This window comes from Paraclostridium dentum (assembly GCF_012922555.1).
GTDB lineage: Bacteria > Bacillota > Clostridia > Peptostreptococcales > Peptostreptococcaceae > Paraclostridium > Paraclostridium dentum.
The window spans coordinates 64,619-88,381 of sequence record NZ_WIPK01000011.1; the positions used below are offsets into that span (position 1 = coordinate 64,619).

The following is a 23,763-nucleotide window of genomic DNA, read 5'->3' on the forward strand; positions in this document are numbered from 1 at the left end:
ATAAGGAGGAAGGATATGCAAGCAGCGCAAACTTCAAATAATAAGAAATCTATGTTAGATAGAGTTTTCAAATTAACAGAGAATAACACGAACGTAAAAACAGAAGTTATAGCAGGAATGACAACATTTATGACAATGGCATATATACTAGTTGTAAATCCTAGTATATTAGGAGATGCTGGTATGGATAAAGATGCTGTATTTGCAGCAACTGCAATAGCAGCATTTATAGGAAGTTGCATAATGGGATTTTTAGCAAATTATCCAATTGCTTTAGCACCAGGTATGGGACTTAATGCATTCTTCGCATACACAGTAGTTTTACAAATGGGATATAGCTGGCAATTTGCATTATGTGCAGTTTTAATAGAAGGAGTAATATTTATATTATTGACATTAACTAATGTAAGAGAAAAGATTATAGATTGTATACCTGGAGTTTTAAAACATGCAGTTACAGCAGGTATAGGATTATATATAGCATTTATAGGATTAGTAAATGCAGGAATAGTGCAAGGTGGAGGTGCAATATTACAACTTGGTAATATGCAAAGTCCAACAGTAGTATTAGCTATATTAGGTCTAGTAATAGCGGCAGTTTTACTTTCAAGAAATGTTAAAGGTACATTTTTATTAGCTATGGTAGTAACTACAGCTATAGGAATTATAGCAGGATTAGTTCAACTACCACATGCTTTAGTTTCATCAGTTCCATCACTTAAGCCAGTATTTTTACAAGCATTTTCAGTTCCAGTTGATCAAATATTTAGTTTAGATATGCTGGTAGTAGTATTTACATTCTTATTTGTTGACTTATTTGATACAGTAGGATGTTTAGTAGGAGTAGCATCAAAAGGTAATATGTTAGATGAAAACGGGAAATTACCAAAGGCTAAAGAAGCATTATTTGCAGATGCAATAGCAACTACTACAGGATCTTTATTAGGAACTTCAACAGTTACAGCATATATTGAAAGTGCAGCTGGGATAGGAGAAGGAGGAAGAACTGGATTAACAGCAGTAACGACAGGAATATTATTCTTACTATCGTTATTCTTTGCCCCGATATTTACATCGATACCTCCACAAGCTACAGCTCCAGTACTTATATTAGTCGGAGTTATGATGGCAAGTTCATTACTTGAAATAGACTTTAGCGATTTTACAAATGCAATACCAGCATTTTTAACATTTGCAATGATGCCGTTAGCTTATAGTATAGCAGATGGTATTATATTCGGAATAATATCATTTACAATATTAAAATTAGCTACAGGAAAGAAAAAAGAAGTTAATATATCATTAATATTCTTATCAATAATGTTTATACTAAAGTTTGTATTATTATAAAATATAATTAAAATAATCGGATAAATTAAATGCTGAGATTAATTTTAAAATTAATCTCAGCATTTTTATTTTAAATATAAAAAAAGGTTAAACACATATACATATATGTACTTAACCCTTTTTTATACTTAGCTTTAGATTTTAGAAGTTTTCAGCTTTTATTTCATAATATCCTTGAGGATGTTTACATGCTGGACATACTTGTGGAGCTTCAGTTCCTACATGAACATATCCACATACTGTACATACCCACTCATGAACTTCTGGTTTTTCGAATACTATATTTTCTTCTATATTTTTAGCTAATCTTAAGAATCTATCTCTATGATGAGCTTCAATTGAATGTATATGAGTGAATGAAGATGCTATTTCTTCAAAACCTTCTTCTCTAGCTTCTTCAGCAAATTTTAAATACATTGTATCTTCTTCATCTTCGCCTTTTGCAGCACCTTTTAGATTTTCTAAAGTAGAACCCATTCCAACACCATAAGAACCTGTTACTTGAACATCATTTCCAGTAAAGTCATTTAATAAATATCTAAAGAATATCTTAGCATGCATTTCTTCGTTATGAGCAGTTTCATCAAATATATCACCTATTTGAACATATCCTTCTTTTCTAGCTATTTTAGCATAAAATTGATATTTATTTTTTGCTTGAGATTCTCCAGCAAAAGCATTCATTAAATTTTGTGCAGTTTTAGTTCCTTTTAAAGATTTCATCTTTAATTCATCTCCTAAGTATAAAATTTATTTTTAATTATAGTAAATAAATACCACTTTAATTTAGCTTAAAACAAAATAATTATTTTTCATATAAAGTTGTAATTTTACAAATTGATAGAATTTTGAATGAAATTCATAAATATGTAAATCATATTAGATAGTAAATTTTGTAAGATGGAGGGCTAAAGATGAAACTATATGGAGTTTTGATAACTAGTATATTTATATCAGGTTTTTTAATAATTGGATATGCTAGTACTTCAGATAAAAACTTAAATTTAGTTGAAAAAAGTGCAAAAGAAGTAGTATATGAAAATAAAGAAAGTAAAACTGAAAAGTTAACAGAAAAGGAAGCTGTTGATTTGGTTAAAAAATATATGAAAGAAAAAAATATGTATATACCTAATTTTGTAGAAGTAGATAGCAAATCTAAAGATATATACACAATACATGCATATGATGTTATTACAAATGAAGAAGAAAGCCATGTTGCTACAAGTGGATGGTTTGAGGTTAATGTTAATACAGGTAAAATAAAAGATATAATGAATGAGTAGAAGAGTTGAATTAATAGTAGTACAATTAAATTATAAACTTAATAGGAAGTGATATTTTGCATAGTATTAAAAAGAAATCTATAATATTTTGGTTTATTGATTTAGTTTATGCTATTGTATTTGGATTAATAATAGGCGCTGATTTAGGGTTTGATGTAACTAAAAAGTTAAATAAGTATTTCGGATAATTAAGCATAAAAAAGGAGCAATCTAGAAATGGATTGCTCCTTTTTTGAGCTTTAAATAAAAATCCGAACAAAATTAAAAATAAGGTTGATAATATACGTATAATAGTATATTATTTAAATATAAAGTTCGTTATATATAACGTATATTCAAAAAAACAAAAAAATATATATACGTAAAAATAGGGAGGATTATGATGAAAGTAGCAGTAGTTATGGGTTCAAAGTCAGATTATCCAAAGTTAGAAAAAGGAATAGAGCTTTTAGAAATGTTCGGAATAAAAATTGTAGCAAGAGCACTATCAGCACATAGAACACCTAAGCAATTAACAACTTTTTTAAATGAAATTGAAAATGATACAGATGTAATAATAGCAGCTGCAGGAAAAGCGGCACATTTACCAGGAGTAATAGCATCACATACTTTAATACCTGTAGTAGGATTACCAATAAAATCATCTACAATGGATGGGTTAGATTCTCTTCTTTCAATAGTTCAAATGCCACAAGGTATACCAGTAGCTACTGTAACTATAGATTCAGGAATAAATGCAGCATTAATGGCAGCACAAATAATGAGTATAAAATATCCAAATATAAAAGAACAATTGAAAAGTTATAGAGAACAAATGGAACAAAAAGTATTAGACGATGATAAAAACTTAAGGGGGTAATTGAAATGTTATTATACGAAGGAAAAGCAAAACAAATATTTAGTACAGAAAATGAAAATGAGTATTTAGTTTATTATAAAGATGATGCAACAGCTTTTAATGGAGAAAAGAAAGCTTCAATAAACTCAAAAGGAATTTTAAATAACAAGATTTGTACAGTTATGTTTGAGATGTTAGAAAAAGAAGGTATAAGTACACATTTCATAAAAGGTGTATCAGATAGAGAAATGATAGTTAAAAAGGTTGAAATATTACCACTTGAAGTAATTGTAAGAAATATAACTGCTGGATCATTTTGTAAGAGATATGGAATAGAAGAAGGTATTGTACTAGATGAACCTATATTTGAACTATCTTACAAAAATGATGATTATGGAGATCCTATGCTAAATGATGATCATGCAGTTGCTATGAAACTTGCAACTAGAGAGGAAATAGCATTTTTAAAACAAGAAACTTTAAAAATAAATGAAATAATGAAGAAATTTTTCTTAAAGTTAAACTTTAAGTTAGTAGATTTTAAATTAGAGTTTGGGAAAGATGAAAATGGAAATATAATACTGGCAGATGAAATATCACCAGATACTTGTAGATTATGGGATGTAGATACAAATGAAAAATTTGATAAAGATAGATTTAGAAGAGATTTAGGTGATTTGGTTGAAGGGTATACAGAGGTTTTGGCTAGGATAGAAAATTAATCAGGGGGATATTTAAATGTGCGGTGTAGTAGGAATATACTCAGATAGAGATATATCTAAAGAATTGTATTATGCGTTATACTCGATACAACATAGAGGTCAAGAGAGCTGTGGAATATCTGTTTTAAATGATGGTCAAATAAACCATAAAAAAGACATGGGTCTTGTGGGTGATGTTTTTAAATCTAGTGAGTTAGAAAAGCTAAAAGGAAATATAGGAATAGGACACGTAAGATATTCAACTGCAGGAGGCAGCAGTTTAGACAATTGCCAGCCACTTGTAGGAAGATGTAGAAAAAGACAGTTATCAATAGCTCACAATGGAAATCTTGTTAATGCAAATTATTTAAGAAATATGTTAGAAGAAGAAGGGTATATGCTTCAATCAGATTCGGACACAGAAGCTATTCTTTGTATATTAGCTAGATACTATAAAGGTGATATAGTTGAAAGTTTAAAAATAACAATGGACTATATAAAAGGTGCATATTCATTAGTTGTATCAAGTAGTGAAAATGAACTTGTAGCAGTTAGAGATCCTCATGGGTTTAGACCATTATTATTAGGAAAAAAAGATGATATGTATATAGTAGCATCAGAAGATTGTGCAATAAATATTTTAGGTGGAGAAGTTATTAGAGATATTGAACCTGGAGAGATAGTAGTTATAAAAGACAATAAATTAACTTCTTATCATTATAGAGAAAATTATAAGCCTGTTAAATCAAGTTGCATATTTGAACATATATACTTTGCAAGAAATGATGCAACTATAGATAATGTAAACGTATATGAGTTTAGAGTTAAATGTGGAGAAATTTTAGCTAAAGACGAAAAAATAAAAGCTGATATAGTAGTACCCGTTCCAGACTCAGGATGGGCTGGAGCAATAGGATATTCAAATGCTAGTGGAGTTAAACTTACAGAAGGATTAGTAAAAAATAGATATGTGGGAAGAACATTCATAAAGCCTACTCAAAAAGAACGAGAAATAGGAGTTAAAATAAAGTTAAATCCTTTAAGCAATGTAGTAAAAGGTAAATCAATAGTTTTAGTAGATGACTCTGTAGTAAGAGGGACAACATCTAAGCAAATTGTTAAATCATTAAAAGATGCAGGAGCAAAAGAAATTCATTTAAGAATAACTTCACCACAAGTAACACATTCATGTTACTACGGTATAGATACTCCGCATAGGTCTAATTTAATAGCATCTAAAAATAATTTGGATCAGATAAGAGATTATATAGGTTGTGATACACTAAAGTTTTTAAGCATAGAAGGAACTTTAGAAGCAGCGGAAGATAAAACAACTTTCTGCAAAGCATGTTTTGATGGAAAATATCCTGTTGAAAAAATTGATGAGGGGGAACTAATATCATGTTAACATATAGAGCTTCAGGTGTAGATATAGATGAAGGAAACAGAGCTGTAAATCTTATAAAAGATAAGATAAAAGGAACATATGATAAAAATGTTATAGGAGATTTAGGAAACTTTAGTGGTTTATATAGTTTAAAGGATTTTATAAATATGGATGAACCTGTACTGCTATCTTCTACAGATGGAGTTGGAACAAAATTAAAACTAGCTCAAATGATGGATATTCATAATACTGTAGGTATAGATTTAGTAGCAATGTGTGTCAATGATCTTATATGCCAAGGAGCTAAGCCATTGTTTTTCTTAGATTATATAGCTACTGGAAAATTAATTCCTGAGAAAATAGATGATATAGTATCTGGAATAGTTGAAGGATGTAAGATGGCAGAATGTGCTCTTATCGGAGGAGAGACAGCCGAGATGCCTGGTATGTATTCAGAAGATGATTATGATTTAGCAGGTTTTTCAGTAGGAATAGCAGATAAATCTAAAATAATAAGTGGTCAAGATGTTAACTCTGGAGATACATTAATAGGAATATCATCAAGCGGAATACACAGTAATGGATATTCATTTATAAGAAAAATATTTCTAGAAGAATATAAGTATGAACTAACTGATTATATAGAAGAATTAGAAATGACTTTAGGAGAGGCGCTTCTTATTCCGACAAAGATATACGTGAAACTTGTTATGGATTTAATAAAAAAATACGAGTTAAAAGCTATAGCACACATAACAGGTGGAGGTGTTATAGAAAATATCCCTAGAGTTATACCAAATGGATTAGGTATAGATATAGAAAAAAATTCTTGGGAAAAACCAGCTATATTTAAAATGATAGAAAAGTTTAATGCAATAGATGAAGTTGAACTTCATAAAAGTTTCAATATGGGTATAGGACTTGCAATGGTAGTAGATTCAGATAAAGCAGAGGAAATAGTTAGCTATTTAAATGAAAGTGAAAAACAAGCATATATAATTGGAAAAGTTGTAGATACCCATGAAGGAGTAAAGCTATGCTAAACATTGCTGTTTTAATATCTGGAGGAGGAAGCAATTTACAAAGTATTATAGATGGATGTGAAAGTGGATATATAAATGGAATTGTTAAATTAGTTATCTCTAATAAGGATAATGTTTATGGATTAGAAAGAGCAACAAAACACAATATCAAAACTTTTGTAGAAAAAGAAGATGAAAAAATAATAGATTTACTAAATAAAGAAAATATTGATTTAGTTGTTTTAGCAGGGTATTTAAAAATTATAAGCCCTAAATTTGTAGAAGCTTTCAGAAATAAAATAATAAATATACACCCATCATTAATTCCTGCATTTTGTGGAGAAGGATATTATGGTAAGAAAGTTCATGAATCTGTAATAAGTTATGGTGCAAAGTTAAGTGGAGCTACTGTGCATTTTGTAGATGAGGGAGCAGATACAGGTCCAATAATAATGCAAAAAAGTGTAGAGGTTAAGGTTGATGATAACCCACAGAGTTTATCTGAGAGGGTACTAGCAGTGGAGCATGAGATACTTAAAGAAAGTGTAAGACTATATTGTGATAATAAGTTAACTGTAAATGGAAGGGGAGTAATTGTAAATGACTAAAAGAGCATTAATAAGTGTAACGGATAAAAGTGGTGTAGTAGAGTTTGCAAGAAGCTTAAATGAATTAGGGTATGAAGTAATATCAACAGGAAATACATTTAAAACTCTGAAAGAAGAAGGGTTAAAAGTTATACAAATAGATGAAGTTACAAACTTTCCTGAGATATTGGATGGAAGAGTTAAAACATTAAATCCATATATACATGGAGGAATATTATACAAAAGAGATAATGAAAAACATGTTAATACAGTTAATGAGCATAAAATAGGAGCAATAGATTTAGTAGTAGTAAATTTATATGATTTTGAAGGAAATTTAAAAGATAACAAACCTCATGATGTAATGATAGAGAATATAGATATAGGTGGACCATCTATGATACGTTCAGCAGCTAAAAATTATAAAGATGTTTTAATAGTAGTTGATACAAAAGATTATGATTCTATAATAGAAAGCTTAAAAGCTGGAGAAGTATCATTAGAAGATAGAAGAAAACTAGCATATAAAGCATTTTCAACAACTGCTAGATATGATGCATTAATATCAAACTATTTCAGAGAGCAATTAGGAGATAAGTTCCCTGAAAGTCTAACAATGACATTCCAAAAAGAAGATACTCTAAGATACGGAGAAAATCCTCATCAAGGAGCAGTATTATATAAACAGTCTAATGCAAAAAATCCAATATTAAATTATGAACAGTTAAATGGAAAAGAACTTTCTTTTAATAACATAAATGACCTACATGGATGTTTAGAAATAATGAGAGAGTTTAAAGACAGTGAACAAGTAGCTTGCGTAGCTATAAAGCATACAAATCCATGTGGAGTAGCGGTAGCTAAGAATAGCTTTGAGGCTTACACAAAATGTTATGAGGCAGACAAAGTATCTATATTTGGGGGAATTGTAGGATTTACATCTGTAGTAGATGTAGAAACAGCTAAAAAATTAAATGAAATATTTTTAGAAATAGTAGTAGCTTATGATTTCACAAAAGAAGCACTTGAAGTTTTAACTCAAAAGAAAAACTTAAGAGTATTAAAATTATCAAATATAGAAAATAGTCTTCAAGGATTTGACCTTAAATACTTAGATGGCAAATTACTAGTTCAGGATAGAGATGAAAAATTAGCTAATGAATACAACTGTGTTACAAATGAGATAGCAGATGAACAAATATTAAAAGATATGGAATTTGGAATGAAGATAGTTAAAAACATGAAATCTAATGCAATAGCTATAGTAAAAGATGGACAGACACTAGCACTTGGATGCGGTCAAACTTCAAGAATATGGGCATTAAAAAATGCTTTAGAAAATAACCAAGATAAAAACTTTGAAGGCGCAGTATTAGCATCAGATGCATTTTTCCCATTTGATGACTGTGTGAAGTTAGCTAATGATTATAAAATAAAATCTATAGTTCAGCCTGGAGGGTCTATAAAGGACCAAGATTCAATAGATGCTTGTAATGAAAATGATATGGTTATGGTGTTTACAGGAATAAGACACTTTAAACACTAGGAGGTAAATACATGAAGATTTTAGTTGTAGGATCAGGTGGAAGAGAGCATGCGATTTGCTATAGTTTATTAAAAGGAAAAAAGGTTAACGCGATTTATTGTGCTCCTGGTAATGCAGGAATAAGTGAAATCGCTCAGTGTTTAAGTATAAAAGATAATGATATTGATAATTTATATAAATTTGCTAAAGAAAATAAAATTGATTTAACTATAGTTGGACCAGAAGTTCCATTAGTAGATGGAATAGTAGATAAGTTTGAAAAAGAAAACTTAAGGATATTTGGGCCGAATAAAAAGTGCTCAATGTTAGAAGGTAGTAAAGCTTTTTCAAAAGAGTTTATGATCAAACATGATATTCCAACTGCAAAATATAAAGAATACATGGACTTAGATGAAGCTATAAATGAAATTGATTCATTTGGATATCCGGTAGTTATAAAAGCAGATGGTTTAGCCGCAGGTAAAGGTGTTGTAATAGCAAAGGATAAAGAAGAAGGTATAAAAGCTTTAAAAGAAATGATGAGTGACAAAAAATTTGGTATAGCTGGAGAAAAAATAGTTATTGAAGAGTTTTTAAAAGGAATAGAGACATCTATACTAGCGTTTGTTGACAATAATACTATAGTACCTATGGAAAGTGCTAAGGATCATAAAAAGGTCTATAACAATGAAGAAGGACCTAACACAGGAGGAATGGGGACATTTTCTCCAAGTAATATATACGATGAACAATTATCTAATATAGTAAAAAAAGAAGTTTTAGATAAGACATTAAAAGGATTTAAAGATGATAACTTAAACTATAAAGGTATTTTATTTATAGGACTAATGATAACAGAGGATGGACCAAAGGTATTAGAATATAATGTTAGATTTGGCGATCCTGAAACACAATCAGTACTTTTAAGATTGGAAACAGATTTAATTGAAATAATAGAAGCTATTTTAGAAAATAGACTAAATGAAATTCACATAAAGTATGATGAAAAAAATGCAGTATGTGTGATGTTAACATCAGGGGGTTATCCTGAAAGTTACGAAAAAGGTAAGGTTATAACAGGCCTTGATAAAGTGGATGAAGATATAGTTATATTCCATAGTGGAACTAAAATAATAAATAATAAACTAGTTACTAATGGTGGTCGAGTTATAGGAATTAGCGCAAAAGGAAACTCACTTGAAGAAGCTAGTAAAAAAGTTTATGAAAACATAGGAAAGATAAAATTTGAAGGCATGCATTACAGAACTGACATTGGAGTATTATCAAATTAGTATAAATATACTTAAATAAAAAATTATGGGGGTATACTATGACTACTAGTAATAGTTTGAAATCTACTGTAAAAAGAATATTAGTTGAGAAAAAACAAGGATTTGACTTAGAAGCAAAACATCTAAAATGTGAAATCGAAGAGAGTTTACATATAGATGGAATAAAAAGTCTAAGACTTTTAAATAGATATGATATAGAAGGAATAGAAGAATCTGTATATGAAAAAGCAGTTAGAAATATATTCTCTGAGCCTAATACAGATAATGTATATCAAGAGGAAGTAAACATAAATATAGATGATAAAGTATTTGCAATAGAATATTTACCAGGACAATATGATCAAAGAGCTGATTGGGCAGCTCAATGTATTCAAATTATAAATGAAGGTGAAAGACCTATAATAAATACTTCAAAGCTAGTAATAATCAGTGGAGATATAACAGATAAAGATCTTAAACAAATAAAATCATATTGCATAAACCAAGTAGATAGTAGAGAAGCTGACTTAGAAAAACCTGAAACATTAAAAATACAAACTGAAATACCTACAAGTGTAGAAACTATAGATAAATTTATAAGCTTAAGTGATGAAGATTTAATGGAATTCATGGATTCTATAGGACTTGCTATGACATTTGAAGATTTAAAGCATGTGCAAATGTATTTTAAAAATATAGAAAAAAGAAATCCAACTATAACTGAAATAAAGGTATTAGACACTTATTGGTCAGATCACTGTAGACATACTACATTCATGACTAAAATAGAGGATGTAGTTATAGAAGAAGGCAAGTACACTGATGTTGTAAAAGAAGCATATGATATGTACTTACAATCAAGGGATTATGTATATGGAAAAACAGATAGAGATATTTGTTTAATGGATATAGCAACAATTGCTATGAAGGAATTAAGAAAATGTGGCAAATTAGAAGACTTAGATGTAAGTGAAGAGATAAATGCTTGTAGTATAAATGTTGATGTTGATATAGATGGTAAAAAAGAAGAATATTTAGTAATGTTTAAAAATGAAACACACAACCATCCTACAGAAATTGAACCTTTTGGAGGAGCGGCTACTTGTTTAGGAGGCGCTATAAGAGATCCTTTATCAGGTAGAAGTTATGTTTATCAAGCTATGAGAGTAAGTGGAAGTGCAGATCCAAGAACATCATTAAAAGATACATTGCCAGGAAAGTTAATGCAAAAGAAAATAACCACAGAAGCAGCTAATGGGTATAGCTCTTATGGAAATCAAATTGGACTTACAACAGGTCAAGTAGCAGAAATTTATGATGAGAATTTCGTAGCTAAAAGAATGGAAATAGGGGCTGTAATTGCAGCAGCGCCAAAAGAAAATGTAATAAGAGAAACTCCTCAAAATGGAGACGCTGTAATATTATTAGGTGGAAAAACTGGAAGAGATGGATGCGGAGGAGCTACAGGATCATCAAAAGAACACAGTGAAAAATCTTTACAAACATGTAGTGCAGAAGTTCAAAAAGGTGATGCACCAAATGAAAGAAAAATACAAAGATTTTTTAGAAATAAAGAAGTTGCACAAATGATAAAAAGATGTAATGACTTTGGAGCTGGTGGAGTTTGTGTAGCAATTGGAGAGATAGCCGAAAGTATAGATATAAACTTAGATTTAGTACCTAAAAAATATGACGGATTAGATGGAACAGAGTTAGCTATATCTGAGTCTCAAGAGCGTATGGCTGTAGCAATAAAAAAAGAACATATAGATAAGTTTATAGAAATGGCTATAGAGGAAAACTTAGAAGCTACTCATGTTGCGAATGTAACTGATAGCGGCAGAGTTAGAATGTATTGGAATGGAACAGCTATAGTAGACATGTCTAGAGATTTTATAGAAACGAATGGAGTAAAACAAAAAATAAATATAAAAGTAAGAAATGTTGAAGAAATGTCTTTATATAAGTCAGAAGAAAATTTAGAAATAGCAATAAGTAGTGAATTGAGTTTAAAGGATAAATTTATAAATAATATTACTGATTTAAATGTTTGCTCACAAAAAGGTCTTGTTGAGAAGTTTGATAATACTATAGGAGCAAATACTGTGTTGATGCCATTTGGAGGAAAGTATCAAGCTACTCCAGCTCAAGGTATGGTTGCCAAAATACCTGTTTTAAATGGAGAGACTAATACATCCACAATAATGACATATGGATATAACCCGAAGATAGGAAAAGAAAGTCCATTCCATGGTGCGCTTTATGCAGTTGTAGAATCTGTGTGTAAAGTTGTGGCTATTGGGGGTAACTTTAGCACTATAAGACTTACTCTACAAGAATATTTTGAAAAACTGGGGATAAGTGAATATAAGTGGGGGAAACCATTTTCAGCATTACTTGGGGCATATTACGCTCAAAATAAATTACAAATACCTGCAATAGGTGGAAAAGACAGTATGTCAGGAACTTTTAAAGACATAGATGTACCTCCAACACTAGTTTCATTTGCTGTTGATACTGTGGATGCAAAACAAGTGTTATCCCCAGAATTTAAAAAAACAGGTTCAACAGTAATAATGTTATTAACAAATGTGTTGGAAAATAAAGTTATAGATTTTGAAGAATTAAAGAAAAATCTTTCAAAAATAACAGAGCTTATAGAAAATAGAAAGGTACTTTCTGCATATTCAGTAGGTTATGGAGGGGTAAGTGAAGCTATAAGTAAAATGAGCTTTGGAAATAAGATTGGATTTAAATTTAATAATGAAAATAATATAAATGATCATTTGTTATTTAATGCATCTTATGGAAATATGATTCTTGAATTAAAAGGAAATGATATAGATGTAAACGAGTTATTGAAAGAGTTGGATGGATACAATTATCAAATATTAGGAAATACTATAGAAGAAAAAAATATAATCATAGAAGATGAAAGCATAGATATAGATTATTTATATGATAAATATAACGGTGTTTTAGAAAGTATATTCCCTGTTCAAACTGAAGAAATAAAAGAAAAAATAGAAACTATAAACTTTTTAAGCACTGAAGAAAGAAGAAATAGTGTTATAAGCTTAGCTAAACCAAAAGTATTTATACCAGCTTTCCCTGGAACTAATTGTGAATATGATTCAGCAAGAGCATTTGAAAAAGCAGGAGCCAAAACATCAGTTAAAGTATTTAAAAACTTAACTTATAAAGATGTAGAAAGCTCTATAGATACTATGGTAGAAGAAATTAAATCATCTCAAATAATAATGTTACCAGGTGGATTCAGTGCAGGAGATGAGCCAGATGGATCAGGTAAATTTATTGCAACTGTATTTAGAAATCATAAAATTGCTGAAGCTATAAATGAATTTTTAAATAATCAGGATGGATTAATGTTAGGTATATGTAATGGGTTCCAAGCTCTTATAAAATTAGGATTAGTGCCTTATGGAGAAATAAGAGATATAAATGAAAGCTGCCCAACTCTAACTTATAATAAGATAGGAAGACACCAAGCTAAAATGGTTAATACAAGAATTGCATCTAATAAATCTCCTTGGTTGTATGATACAGAAGTTGGTGACATTCACAGTATAGCAATCTCACACGGTGAAGGAAGATTTGTAGCGAGTGAAGATGTAATGAGAAAATTAATACAAAATGGACAAATTGCAACTCAGTATGTAGATTTTGAAGGAAAAGCAACTTATGATATAGAGTTTAATCCAAATGGATCAACATATGCAGTTGAAGGTATAACAAGTTTAGATGGAAGAGTATTTGGGAAAATGGGTCATTCAGAAAGAATTGGAGACCAAGTTGTTAAAAACATCATAGGTGAAAAAGATCAAAAGATTTTTGAAAGTGGAGTTAAATATTTTAAATAAAAATATATAAGGTATCTCAAAGTAAACATTATAGTACTTATTTTGAGGTACCTTTTTTCGTTGAAACAAATGATTTTTACTAAAATGATGTTGAATGAATATGCTATGTTCTGAATGTAAATAAGTGTCTAAAAAATATATAGAGGGAATTTATCGATTAATGGAGAATAAACTTAAGTAAAGTAAGATATTTGGGTATTAGTGTATATACATGTATAAAGTGAAATTTTTATATAATTTTCGACAAGTTTTTCAAAATTAATATGGTAATATATATATGCCATACGCGGAGGGTATGATATGGAAATAAAGGTTTGTGACACTTTATGTTATCAAGGAAGTGCAAAATACAATGAAGATATAATAGGATTTAATCCATTTGGAGCGTGGGTTTTAGATGGAGCTACTGGGCTAAATAATAAAAATCTAATTTCATGTAAAAGCGATGCAAATTGGTATGTAAACTGGTGGAATAATTACTTACACAAAAACATACATAATGAAATGACTTTAAAAGAATTGATGATTAATGGAGTTAAATGCATAAGCGATGAATATTATAAAAAAGTTGATAAGAATGATATTGAGAGGTTAGATACTCCATCCAGTTCTATTGCAGTTATAAAATTTTATAATAATAAACTAGAGTATTTTTTACTTGGAGATTGTACATTTTATTTTAAATTAGGAAATGAAAACTCTGTAATAAAAGATAGAACTTTATGTGTTTTAGATAAATTGGTTTATGATGAAATGGAAAAACTACCTAATTTAGACAGGCTTACATTTGAAGAAATAAAAAATAGTGTGATGAGTACAATAATAAGCAATAGATTGAAAAAAAATACAAAAAATGGATATTGGATATTAGATTTTGATGAAAATGCTATAGACAACGCTATAAATGGATTTATAGATATAAATGATAATATAAAAATAATGCTTACAAGTGATGGATTTTCATGTATTAGTGATAGATATAAAACCATAGAAGAGGAAAACTTAATAAATGAGGTAGAAAAATATGGAGCAGGAGAAATTTACTCTAAACTTAGAAATATAGAATCAGAAGATTTTTCAACAACTAGATTTCCAAGATTTAAAGTAAATGATGATTCTTCTTGTATATATTTAGATATAGATTTTAGTTGACAATTGAAGGGAGAACTATGAAAATACTACATATAATAACACAAAAACCAAATAGCACAGGTAGTGGTATTTACATGAGTGGAATGATAAAAGGGTTTAAAAAGATGGGATATAATCAAGGGGTAATAGCAGGAATAGATACTGATGACCCAAAGGAATGCTTTGGGGAAGATATAAAATTTTACCCTGTAACTTATAATACAAAAGAGGTCCCTTTTAACGTTGTAGGGATGAGTGATGTCATGCCATATAATAGTACTTTATATAAAAATATGAGCGAAGATATGATATTTAAATTAAAGGATGCGTTTAAAAAAAGGATAGACGAAGCTATTAAAGATATAAAACCTGATTTAGTAATATGTCATCATTTATATTTAATAACTGCATTTGTAAGGGAAACTATCAAGGATATACCTGTAGTAGGAATTTGCCATGGAACATGTTTAAAGCAATTTCAAAGCAATGAATTAAAAAGTAGTTATATAAAAAATAATATATGTAACTTAGATATGATATTTTCGTTGCACAATGAGCAAAAAAAAGAGATTGAAGATATATTTAATCTAAGTGAAGATAAAGTATATACTCTTGGAAGTGGGTATGATGAAAATATATTTTTTGATAAAGGAATAGATAATGATATTATCAATATTACTTTTGCAGGTAAAATTTGCAGATTAAAAGGCGTGGAGTCTTTAATAAAATCACTAAATTATATAAGTTATAAAAAAGATATTATAAAAATAAATATAGTTGGGGATGGCAGTAATGAGAAAGAATTTAATTCTATTAAAAAGCTTAGTGAAAAAAGTAAATTTGATATAAAGTTTTTAGGAAAAGTAAAACAAAATGAATTAGCAGAAATACTTAGAAAAACTCATATATTTATGCTCCCATCATTTTTTGAAGGGTTACCTTTAGTAGTTATAGAAGCTTTAGCAAGTGGGTGTACTGTTATAACTACTGATATACCGGGGGTTAGTGAATGGATTGGAGAATATATAAATACATCAGGTAAAATTAAATATATAAATTTACCTGAAATGCGAAAAATTGCTGAACCCTTTGAAGATGAACTTCCTGGATTTGAGAAGAATTTGGGTATTGAAATAGATAGAATGATAAATAATATACTTCAATTTAACGTTAGAAAAAAACGTTTAAATATGGAAGATAAAACATGGACTGGTCTATGCTTAAGATTAGAAAATGCAATATCGAACAAATGGGGCATAGCAAAAAAACAAAAATTAGAATTATCTTAAATGTTTATTGTGTAACAATTTATTTTATATTAGTTAATAACAATATTAAAATATAAAGTTTAGAAAAATTAAATATAAAATATAAAAATCTGAAAAGGAAAAATATAAAAATTTAAAATTTGTGTTTTTCCTTTTTGTGTATAAGGAATGTTTTATAATTGGCATTTGACAATAAATAAAAATATAAGTAAAATTAAATTAGCAAATGCCAATTATATGTAAGGGGATGAAATTATGTCAATGTGCAAAACATGTCCATCTAATAACGGATGTACAAAAGACAAAAACAATTGTGGAGTTAAAAATAATAATTTGAATAATGTGAAAAAAATTATTGGGGTTATGAGTGGAAAAGGAGGTGTAGGAAAGTCTTCTATTTCAGCAATTATAGCAAAACAGTTAAATCAATTAGGATATAAAGTAGGGGTTTTAGATGCAGATATAACAGGGCCTAGTATTCCTAGATTACTTGGAATTAGTGGGAAAAAAGCAATTATGTCAGAAGATATGATTTTACCAGTTAACACAAATGATGGGATAAAAGTTATGTCATTAAATTTTCTTATGGAAAATGAAGGTGATCCTGTTATATGGAGAGGACCTATGATTTCAGGGGTTGTTGAACAATTTTGGAAAGATGTTCTTTGGGGAGAACTTGATTATCTAGTAATCGATATGCCGCCAGGTACAGGAGATGTTGCTTTAACTGTAATGAATTCAATTCCGATAAGTGGAATAGTAATGGTTTCAGTACCGCAAAATCTTGTTTCCATGATAGTTTCAAAGGCTGTAAATATGGCTAGAAAAATGGATATTAATATATTAGGTGTTATAGAGAATATGAGTTATATAACTTGTCCTGATTGTTATAAAAAAATAAGATTATTTAATGGAGAAAATACTGATAAATTCTTAGAGGAAATGAATTTAAACTTGCTAGCAGAATTACCTATGTTAAATAGTGTAAGTAATTTAAGTGATGGAAATACAGCAGATGAAGAAAATAATCTTAAATTAGTGTTTGAGCCTATAGTAAACAAGATAATAGGTGAGTTGGAAACTATTCAAAGGTAGAAATCTCATATGGGTTACAAAAGACAAATTATCTAAAATATGGTAAAATTATTATTCGGATATAAACTATTAATGTGATATTATCACATATAATTTATTTTAAATAGGGTAATATTATTTAAGAAAAGTTAATTTGAAAAGATTATAACATTGATTATTTAAATAATAGAGGAAATTGGAGGATAATAAAATGACAAAACCATCAGAATATCATAAACAAGGATATACATGTGCAGAAGCTATAATAAAATCATATAATGAAGAATATAACACTGATATACCAGTTGCGCTAGGAAGCGGAATGGGAACAGGAGTTACAGTTGGAAGTTTATGTGGAGCTGTAAATGCAGCTGTATTAGTATTAGGATATATAAAGGGTAGAGAAGATAACTCTCAATCAAACGATGCCAGAGCTTACTCAAGAGAATTAATGAATAGAGTTAGAGACAAATATAACAGTGAGATATGTTTAGACCTAAAGAAAAATAAAGTTAGCTGTTCAGAAATAATAGATTTTTCATATGATGCATTAAAAGAAATTTTAGCAGCATAAAAAAAGATGACATTTAGTCATCTTTTTTTTTATAGATTAATATTTTTTTCTTTTATTCTTTTATTTACATATCTAGATAATAGCGTGTAAATTACACTAAAAAGAGGAACTCCTATTAAAATACCTAAAACACCGAACATAGAAGAACCTACAAATATAGGTACTAATATCCAAAATGAGGATAGTCCTATAGAGTTACCCACAACAAATGGATATATTAAGTTACCTTCAATTTGCTGAATTACAAGCATCATTATTAAATAATATAATGCCGTTATAGGTTTAACCATAAATATGATAAAAACTGAAAGTGCAGTTCCTATAAATGTTCCGAATATAGGTATTAATGCAGCTATCGCCACTATAGTACTAACAAGCAATGCATAAGGCATACTAAATATAGTCATACCTATGAAACATAAAATACCTAATATAGCACCATCCATACATTGTCCAGCTATAAATTTTGAGAATTTAAATTCTACTAAATGAGAAATTTCTACTAACTTATTTGCATATTTTTCATCTAAAAAAGCAAAAGTGAATTTTTTACATTGAAGTAAAAGTTTTTCTTTACTTAAAAGTATATAAATTGCAATTATAAATCCTATAACAAAATTAGTTATCGCAGATGTAACACCAACTGTAAATCCTAATATATTTGAGATAAAATAGTTTGCAAATTTAATTACAAAACTTGAAACTTTATCTAATCCAGATAAGATATTAGCATGAATACTATTTGGAATATTTATATGTGAAAAATAATTTGTAACATAAGATTCTAGTGAATCTATATACTGAGGAACCGCACTTATTAAACTAGAAGTACTTTTACCTAATTGAGGAATCACAAAGTTTACAAATGAGTTCACTAATACAAATAAAATAAGTAAAGTAACTAAAAGAGATAATGCTCTGGCTAAAGTTTTTGGATTTTTTAATTTTGTCTTTTTTAAATAGGGTTCTATAATTTTCTTTTCAAAAAACTTCATAGGAATATTTATTAAAAATGCTATTGCTATACCTATTATAAAAGGTTTCGATATAGAAATTAGTTGAAGAAACATATTTCCAACAGACTTTATATTTAAAAGTAAAAAAGATAAAATTATTATATAAGTTGAGAGTAAAATTTGATTTTTAAATTTGAGATTTTTCATAAAATTACAACTCCTTTCATAAATTTATAATTATACAATCAGTATACAGTATAAAAGTATTTTTTAAAAATCATATTACATATATTGGGAAAAAATTATGATAAAATTAATTGTATAAAAAGTATTATTTTAATTGGGAGGTGATATAGTTGAACACTTATTTAGGGATAGATGTTGGAGGAACTTCTATAAAGTATGGAGTTTATGATAAATATGGTAATGAAGTAAAAAAAGGTAAAAGTAAAATAAGAACACCTAAGTACGATATGTCAAAATTTATAAAATCAATAAAATCAATAATGGATGAATGTGGACCTGTAGATGGAGTAGGTCTTAGTGTACCAGGGTGCGTAAATCCCAACAATGGATATATCCAAGATGGAGGGTCTATACGGATTTTAGATAAGATAAATATAAAATATATTTTAGAAAAAGAGTTAGGCAAAACAGTAGAAGTAGAGAATGATGCAAACTGTGCACTATTAGCTGAAAAATGGATTGGAAATGCAACTGAATGTAGTAATTTTGTATGTATTACATTAGGTACTGGAATAGGTGGAGCTTTGTACATAAACAATGGATTGGTAAGTGGAAATAATTATTTCTCAGGAGAATTTGGATATATGATTTTAGACAATATACATGAGAAATATAGGCTGAAAACTTTGAATAAAACAAGTTCAACTGTATCATTCGTTAGAGAAATAGCTAATAAAAAGGGAGTAAACTCTAAAAGTTTAGACGGAGTATCTGTATTTGATATGATTCAGAATAAGGATAATGAAGTTTTAGAATTATATAAAATGTGGATAAGAAGAGTAGCAATTTGTATTTACAATGTGGGGTTTATAGTTGATCCAGAAAAAATTCTTATTGGAGGAGGAATAAGTAATCAACCTATTTTTATAGAAGATTTGAAATCTGAAATGAAAAGACTTTCTATAGAGCTTATAAAAGAAACTGGAAAAATTGAGAATTTATATAAAAAATGGAATATTGGACCTTGTAAGTTTTTTAATGATTCAGGTCAGATAGGAGCTATATATAATTATATAGTTAGAAATGAGCTTTAGGAAATATACATTTATTTTAATTTTACTTATTATGTATAAATAACCACACTTATAACAATAATGGTAGATAGAGTTAAATTTATTGAGGAAAGGGTGTTTATTTAGATGGAAATTTTAAAAACTAGAAAGTTAAAAGAATCAGTTTTTTGTGATAACTGTGAAAAAGAAAGAAAGCATACTATAGTAACATACCAAAATATCAATGAAAATAACGAAGAGTGCATAGTTGAAATGAGAAGATGTAAAGCTTGTGGAAAAGAGCAGTCACTAATGTAATTTATTACTTAAACGTATATAGCAAAGGAAAAAGACTATCTAATAAGATAGTCTTTTTCCTTTTATTCGATACATTTAAAATTTATATGTGTATACCCTTCAAATGCAGGTTGAGATTGGATTTCAGTTATTATACATTTTTTAATTTCACCATCTAATAGTAAATCAACACTAAGATTGTTATTATCTTCTGCAAATCTTAAAAACGGAGTTTTAGGTATTTGAATAGGGATGTCTTTATCAAGATTAGGACCATAAATTAATCCTAAAATGTAACCAGATTTTCTAAGTTTTTTATTATTTTGACTTAAATCTCTTTTAAATACTTCTAACATAAGTTTCCCCCTAAAATTTTTTTATAGCTTAAAAACTATATTAAATAATATTTAAAATAAATTTAATATATTCGTAAATTTACAAATATAGCGTAAATTAATAAGATATAATAATATATGTTAACTTTAACAGAATACAGTTATATGAAGTTATAAATATATATGCTATAGATATAAAGGTTTTATATGAATAAAAGTGATCAAATAAAGGGTCTATGGGGTGATTTATGAATTTTAAAATTAAAAAAAATTATGTAATAGTATTTGCATTTGCAGTAATTTTATTAATTTTTATACTGAAATTAAATAATTTAAATAATTTTAAGCAAGAAGAAAAAATAAAAATTCAAAATGCAAATGCCCTTATACAAGATGGAGATTATGATTTAGCTGAAAAAAAATTAGAACAAATTGAAAAAAATAAAAAAATATTTAATAGATTAGATAAATCAGATAAATTTAATTTATATAATTATCTTGGAATTATAAATACATTTCAAGGAGAGACTGTAAGTGCAATACTTATGTATGAAAAAGCTGAAAAATATGTAAGTAAAGAAAATAAGTATAAAGTTGAGATAAATTCCTCTATAGCATACAGGCACATGGGAGAATACATAAAAAGTGCGGAATCTCTTATAAAAATAATAAATTCATTTAATGAAAATAAAACTGAAAATGCTAGAATAAAAGCTTATGCATTATTAAATTTAGCAGAAATTTACTTTCAAGTTGGAAGTATGGATGAATATAGTATAATTTTATCTAAAATTGAGCCATTTATTGACTATTTACCTAAATCTCATAAAGATGATTTATTAATAATGTATTATTCAGATTTAATAATAAAAGAATTAAATAAAAAAGATTTTAGTAAAATTGATTTTTATTTTAAAAAAATAGATAAACTAGAAAAAGAAAATAAAGATGTTAAATACACTGAAAGTAAAATGCTAAAAACTAGGGCATATGCATTGTATTTTAAGAAAACTAGAGATATTGATAAGACTATTGAGTACTTTGAGCAATTAGAGGAGTATGGTAAAAAAGAAGGGGATATATATATATGTCAATTTTCTATAAAGGAAAGGATAGAAATTTATAAAAAGTTAAAACATCATGAGGAATATGATAAATTGGTACAAAAATTTTATAAAAATGAATTGGACATGTCAAAAATAAATAATGAGCAATATGAATTTCATTTGAATAACAAGATAAAAGAAGAAGAAGACATAAGTATTATGAAAAAAACTAGCACATTAATAATAATAAGCAATTTGTTTTTAATTGGAATTATTATACTAGTATATAAAAAGATGAAAAAATCTAGATATGAATCGATGAAAGACCCGTTGTGCAATGTTTATAATAGACGATATTTAGAACTATATAAAAAAAATGTGAAAATTAAAGATGTTCCAATATCAGTATTTATGATAGATGTAGACTATTTTAAATTATATAATGATAACTATGGTCATCAGCGTGGAGATGAAGTTTTAAAATCTATATCAGAAGTTTTAAAAAGCAGTTGTAGAAAAAGCGATATGATATTTAGATATGGAGGAGAAGAATTTTGCATTATTCTTAAAAATACTGTAAAAAAAGAATCTATGTTTTTTGCAGAAAGAATACTTAAAAATATTTCAGATAAAAAGATAAAGCATGAATATTCAAAAGTAAGTAATTATATTAGTCTAAGCATAGGTATTTCAACAATATATTCAAATAAAGATATAAGAAATGCTATAAATTTAGCAGATAAAGCATTATATATATCAAAGGAAAATGGTAGAGGTAAATGTACGCATATAGAAGATATATAATTAAAATAATAAAGTGATATTAATAGCTTTTAATAAATATAATTTATTAAAAGCTTTATTTAATATGGAGGTATATATGAGGATAGTTTCAAAGCCTGCAAAATCAAAAAGAGCAAGTATGAGTAATATACCTAATACTTTTGCATTTACATTTATTAGAAATTGGCTTTCAGACAAACAATATGAAAAAGAAAGAGAAGAGTACTTTATAGGAAATTTGTCATCACAAGAGGTGAGTTTAGCTATGAAGGAAATCAAGTGGCTTTCAAGAAACTTTAAAGATTTAGATATAATAAGTGTTGAAGATAGTAGTGGAAACATAACTCAAGTAATACTTTAAAAAAAGAAGACACCTAAAAGATGTCTTCTTTTTTTCTTATATAGAAAGACCTATATAAGATATTTTTAACAAACAAATAAAATAAAACAAAGTCAGGAGTATGATATTTTATATATCACACAATGTTCATGTATTAAAAATATAATGAACACTTTTATTATATTCCTAATGTTAAAATTTGTAAATGGTAAAAAATCTAATAATCTGATATACCTATTTGTTTTTATAACCGTCTACAACTATCGATAGTTCACCTGTACTAGGAGACATAACTAAACCATGAACTATCATGTCTTTAGGTGTTAAAGGATGCTTTTTAACCATTTTAATACTATCTATTATAGAGTCTTCTACAGACTCGAATCCATGAAGCCATTTTTTTACGTCAATTCCTGAGTTAGAAAGAGTATTTATTGTTTCAATTGATACACCCTTATTTATAATTTTATTTATAAGATTTTCTGTATTTAGATTACACATACCACAGCCTTCATGACCAACTATAAGAACTTCATCGACTTCAAATTCGTAAATAGCAACTATAATACTTCTCATTATACTTCCAAAAGGATGTAAAACAGTAGCACCTGCATTTTTTATTATTTTAGCATCTCCATTTTTTAAGTTCATAGCCTTTGGAAGCAAATCTGTAAGTCTTGTGTCCATACAAGATAATATAACTATTTTTTTATCGGGATCTTTAGATGTTTCATATTTTTCATACTCTTTATTTTCGATAAAAGCTTTGTTAAAATCTAATATTTTATCTAATTTTCTGTTTTCTATACTCATATTCATATACTCCCTTATCAACTAGATTTATTTTTACTAATTTTATAGCATATAAAATAGTTT

Annotated in this window: 23 protein-coding genes; 19 read left to right on the plus strand and 4 right to left on the minus strand. The window is 27.9% G+C overall.

What is annotated here, in order from left to right:
• Positions 1 to 15: 15 nt before the first annotated feature.
• Complete coding sequence (locus GFJ41_RS14295; RefSeq protein WP_081949280.1) at positions 16 to 1,350, plus strand: NCS2 family permease; 1,335 nt, start codon at positions 16 to 18, stop codon at positions 1,348 to 1,350.
• Positions 1,351 to 1,491: 141 nt separating this feature from the next.
• Here the strand turns inward: GFJ41_RS14295 and rbr are convergent, their stop codons facing one another.
• Positions 1,492 to 2,073, minus strand: coding sequence for a rubrerythrin (gene rbr / locus GFJ41_RS14300; protein ID WP_021431612.1), 582 nt, complete (start codon positions 2,071 to 2,073; stop codon positions 1,492 to 1,494).
• 191 nt (positions 2,074 to 2,264) lie between these two features.
• Here rbr and GFJ41_RS14305 point away from each other — a divergent pair, with 191 nt between their 5' ends.
• The 14 genes from GFJ41_RS14305 (at position 2,265) to GFJ41_RS14365 (ending at position 17,892) form a co-directional block, all read left to right on the plus strand.
• Positions 2,265 to 2,633, plus strand: coding sequence for a hypothetical protein (locus GFJ41_RS14305; RefSeq protein ID WP_170075696.1), 369 nt, complete (start codon positions 2,265 to 2,267; stop codon positions 2,631 to 2,633).
• Positions 2,634 to 2,689: 56 nt separating this feature from the next.
• The gene (locus tag GFJ41_RS18895; protein ID WP_264318551.1) at positions 2,690 to 2,821 is read left to right on the plus strand and encodes a hypothetical protein; all 132 of its coding nucleotides are present in this window, start codon (positions 2,690 to 2,692) and stop codon (positions 2,819 to 2,821) included.
• A gap of 194 nt (positions 2,822 to 3,015) precedes the next feature.
• Positions 3,016 to 3,492 (plus strand): 5-(carboxyamino)imidazole ribonucleotide mutase, encoded by a 477-nt coding sequence (gene purE / locus GFJ41_RS14310; RefSeq protein WP_206001567.1) that lies wholly within the window; start codon positions 3,016 to 3,018, stop codon positions 3,490 to 3,492.
• A gap of 5 nt (positions 3,493 to 3,497) precedes the next feature.
• Positions 3,498 to 4,193 (plus strand): phosphoribosylaminoimidazolesuccinocarboxamide synthase, encoded by a 696-nt coding sequence (gene purC / locus GFJ41_RS14315; RefSeq protein ID WP_021428354.1) that lies wholly within the window; start codon positions 3,498 to 3,500, stop codon positions 4,191 to 4,193.
• 16 nt (positions 4,194 to 4,209) lie between these two features.
• Positions 4,210 to 5,580, plus strand: coding sequence for an amidophosphoribosyltransferase (purF, locus tag GFJ41_RS14320; RefSeq protein WP_021428326.1), 1,371 nt, complete (start codon positions 4,210 to 4,212; stop codon positions 5,578 to 5,580).
• On the plus strand, positions 5,574 to 6,602 hold the full coding sequence (gene purM / locus GFJ41_RS14325) for a phosphoribosylformylglycinamidine cyclo-ligase (protein WP_170075698.1): 1,029 nt from the start codon (positions 5,574 to 5,576) through the stop codon (positions 6,600 to 6,602). Before purF ends, purM begins: the two co-directional genes overlap by 7 nt.
• Entirely contained in the window at positions 6,596 to 7,189 is a 594-nt protein-coding gene (purN, locus tag GFJ41_RS14330; protein WP_170075699.1) for a phosphoribosylglycinamide formyltransferase, read from the plus strand. Before purM ends, purN begins: the two co-directional genes overlap by 7 nt.
• The gene (gene purH / locus GFJ41_RS14335; RefSeq protein WP_170075700.1) at positions 7,182 to 8,714 is read left to right on the plus strand and encodes a bifunctional phosphoribosylaminoimidazolecarboxamide formyltransferase/IMP cyclohydrolase; all 1,533 of its coding nucleotides are present in this window, start codon (positions 7,182 to 7,184) and stop codon (positions 8,712 to 8,714) included. The genes purN and purH overlap by 8 nt, the downstream gene beginning before the upstream one ends.
• Before the next feature lie 11 nt (positions 8,715 to 8,725).
• Positions 8,726 to 9,985, plus strand: a complete 1,260-nt coding sequence (purD, locus tag GFJ41_RS14340) for a phosphoribosylamine--glycine ligase (protein WP_035117634.1) — start codon at positions 8,726 to 8,728, stop codon at positions 9,983 to 9,985.
• Positions 9,986 to 10,023: 38 nt separating this feature from the next.
• Positions 10,024 to 13,845, plus strand: coding sequence for a phosphoribosylformylglycinamidine synthase (locus tag GFJ41_RS14345; RefSeq protein ID WP_170075701.1), 3,822 nt, complete (start codon positions 10,024 to 10,026; stop codon positions 13,843 to 13,845).
• A 300-nt stretch (positions 13,846 to 14,145) separates the two neighbouring features.
• Complete coding sequence (locus GFJ41_RS14350; RefSeq protein ID WP_170075702.1) at positions 14,146 to 14,997, plus strand: hypothetical protein; 852 nt, start codon at positions 14,146 to 14,148, stop codon at positions 14,995 to 14,997.
• 17 nt (positions 14,998 to 15,014) lie between these two features.
• Positions 15,015 to 16,265 carry a glycosyltransferase family 4 protein gene (locus tag GFJ41_RS14355; protein WP_170075703.1) on the plus strand — a complete coding sequence of 417 codons (1,251 nt, stop codon included), beginning with the start codon at positions 15,015 to 15,017 and terminating at the stop codon, positions 16,263 to 16,265.
• Between the two features lie 234 nt (positions 16,266 to 16,499).
• Entirely contained in the window at positions 16,500 to 17,339 is an 840-nt protein-coding gene (locus tag GFJ41_RS14360; RefSeq protein ID WP_170075704.1) for an Mrp/NBP35 family ATP-binding protein, read from the plus strand.
• Between the two features lie 190 nt (positions 17,340 to 17,529).
• Positions 17,530 to 17,892 (plus strand): C-GCAxxG-C-C family (seleno)protein, encoded by a 363-nt coding sequence (locus GFJ41_RS14365; RefSeq protein WP_170075705.1) that lies wholly within the window; start codon positions 17,530 to 17,532, stop codon positions 17,890 to 17,892.
• 29 nt (positions 17,893 to 17,921) lie between these two features.
• On the opposite strand, the gene GFJ41_RS14370 is transcribed toward GFJ41_RS14365, so the two are convergent.
• Entirely contained in the window at positions 17,922 to 19,055 is a 1,134-nt protein-coding gene (locus tag GFJ41_RS14370; protein WP_170075706.1) for an AI-2E family transporter, read from the minus strand.
• Positions 19,056 to 19,204: 149 nt separating this feature from the next.
• Here GFJ41_RS14370 and GFJ41_RS14375 point away from each other — a divergent pair, with 149 nt between their 5' ends.
• Both GFJ41_RS14375 and GFJ41_RS14380 read left to right on the plus strand, forming a co-directional pair.
• Entirely contained in the window at positions 19,205 to 20,128 is a 924-nt protein-coding gene (locus GFJ41_RS14375; RefSeq protein ID WP_035117626.1) for an ROK family protein, read from the plus strand.
• A gap of 105 nt (positions 20,129 to 20,233) precedes the next feature.
• Positions 20,234 to 20,404 (plus strand): hypothetical protein, encoded by a 171-nt coding sequence (locus tag GFJ41_RS14380; protein ID WP_021431629.1) that lies wholly within the window; start codon positions 20,234 to 20,236, stop codon positions 20,402 to 20,404.
• A gap of 62 nt (positions 20,405 to 20,466) precedes the next feature.
• On the opposite strand, the gene GFJ41_RS14385 is transcribed toward GFJ41_RS14380, so the two are convergent.
• Positions 20,467 to 20,739 carry a hypothetical protein gene (locus GFJ41_RS14385; protein ID WP_035117625.1) on the minus strand — a complete coding sequence of 91 codons (273 nt, stop codon included), beginning with the start codon at positions 20,737 to 20,739 and terminating at the stop codon, positions 20,467 to 20,469.
• 227 nt (positions 20,740 to 20,966) lie between these two features.
• Here GFJ41_RS14385 and GFJ41_RS14390 point away from each other — a divergent pair, with 227 nt between their 5' ends.
• Both GFJ41_RS14390 and GFJ41_RS14395 read left to right on the plus strand, forming a co-directional pair.
• Complete coding sequence (locus GFJ41_RS14390) at positions 20,967 to 22,568, plus strand: GGDEF domain-containing protein (RefSeq protein WP_035117624.1); 1,602 nt, start codon at positions 20,967 to 20,969, stop codon at positions 22,566 to 22,568.
• A 76-nt stretch (positions 22,569 to 22,644) separates the two neighbouring features.
• Positions 22,645 to 22,908 (plus strand): hypothetical protein, encoded by a 264-nt coding sequence (locus GFJ41_RS14395; RefSeq protein ID WP_035117623.1) that lies wholly within the window; start codon positions 22,645 to 22,647, stop codon positions 22,906 to 22,908.
• Between the two features lie 213 nt (positions 22,909 to 23,121).
• Here the strand turns inward: GFJ41_RS14395 and GFJ41_RS14400 are convergent, their stop codons facing one another.
• Positions 23,122 to 23,700, minus strand: coding sequence for a beta-class carbonic anhydrase (locus GFJ41_RS14400; protein WP_035117621.1), 579 nt, complete (start codon positions 23,698 to 23,700; stop codon positions 23,122 to 23,124).
• Positions 23,701 to 23,763: the final 63 nt, after the last annotated feature.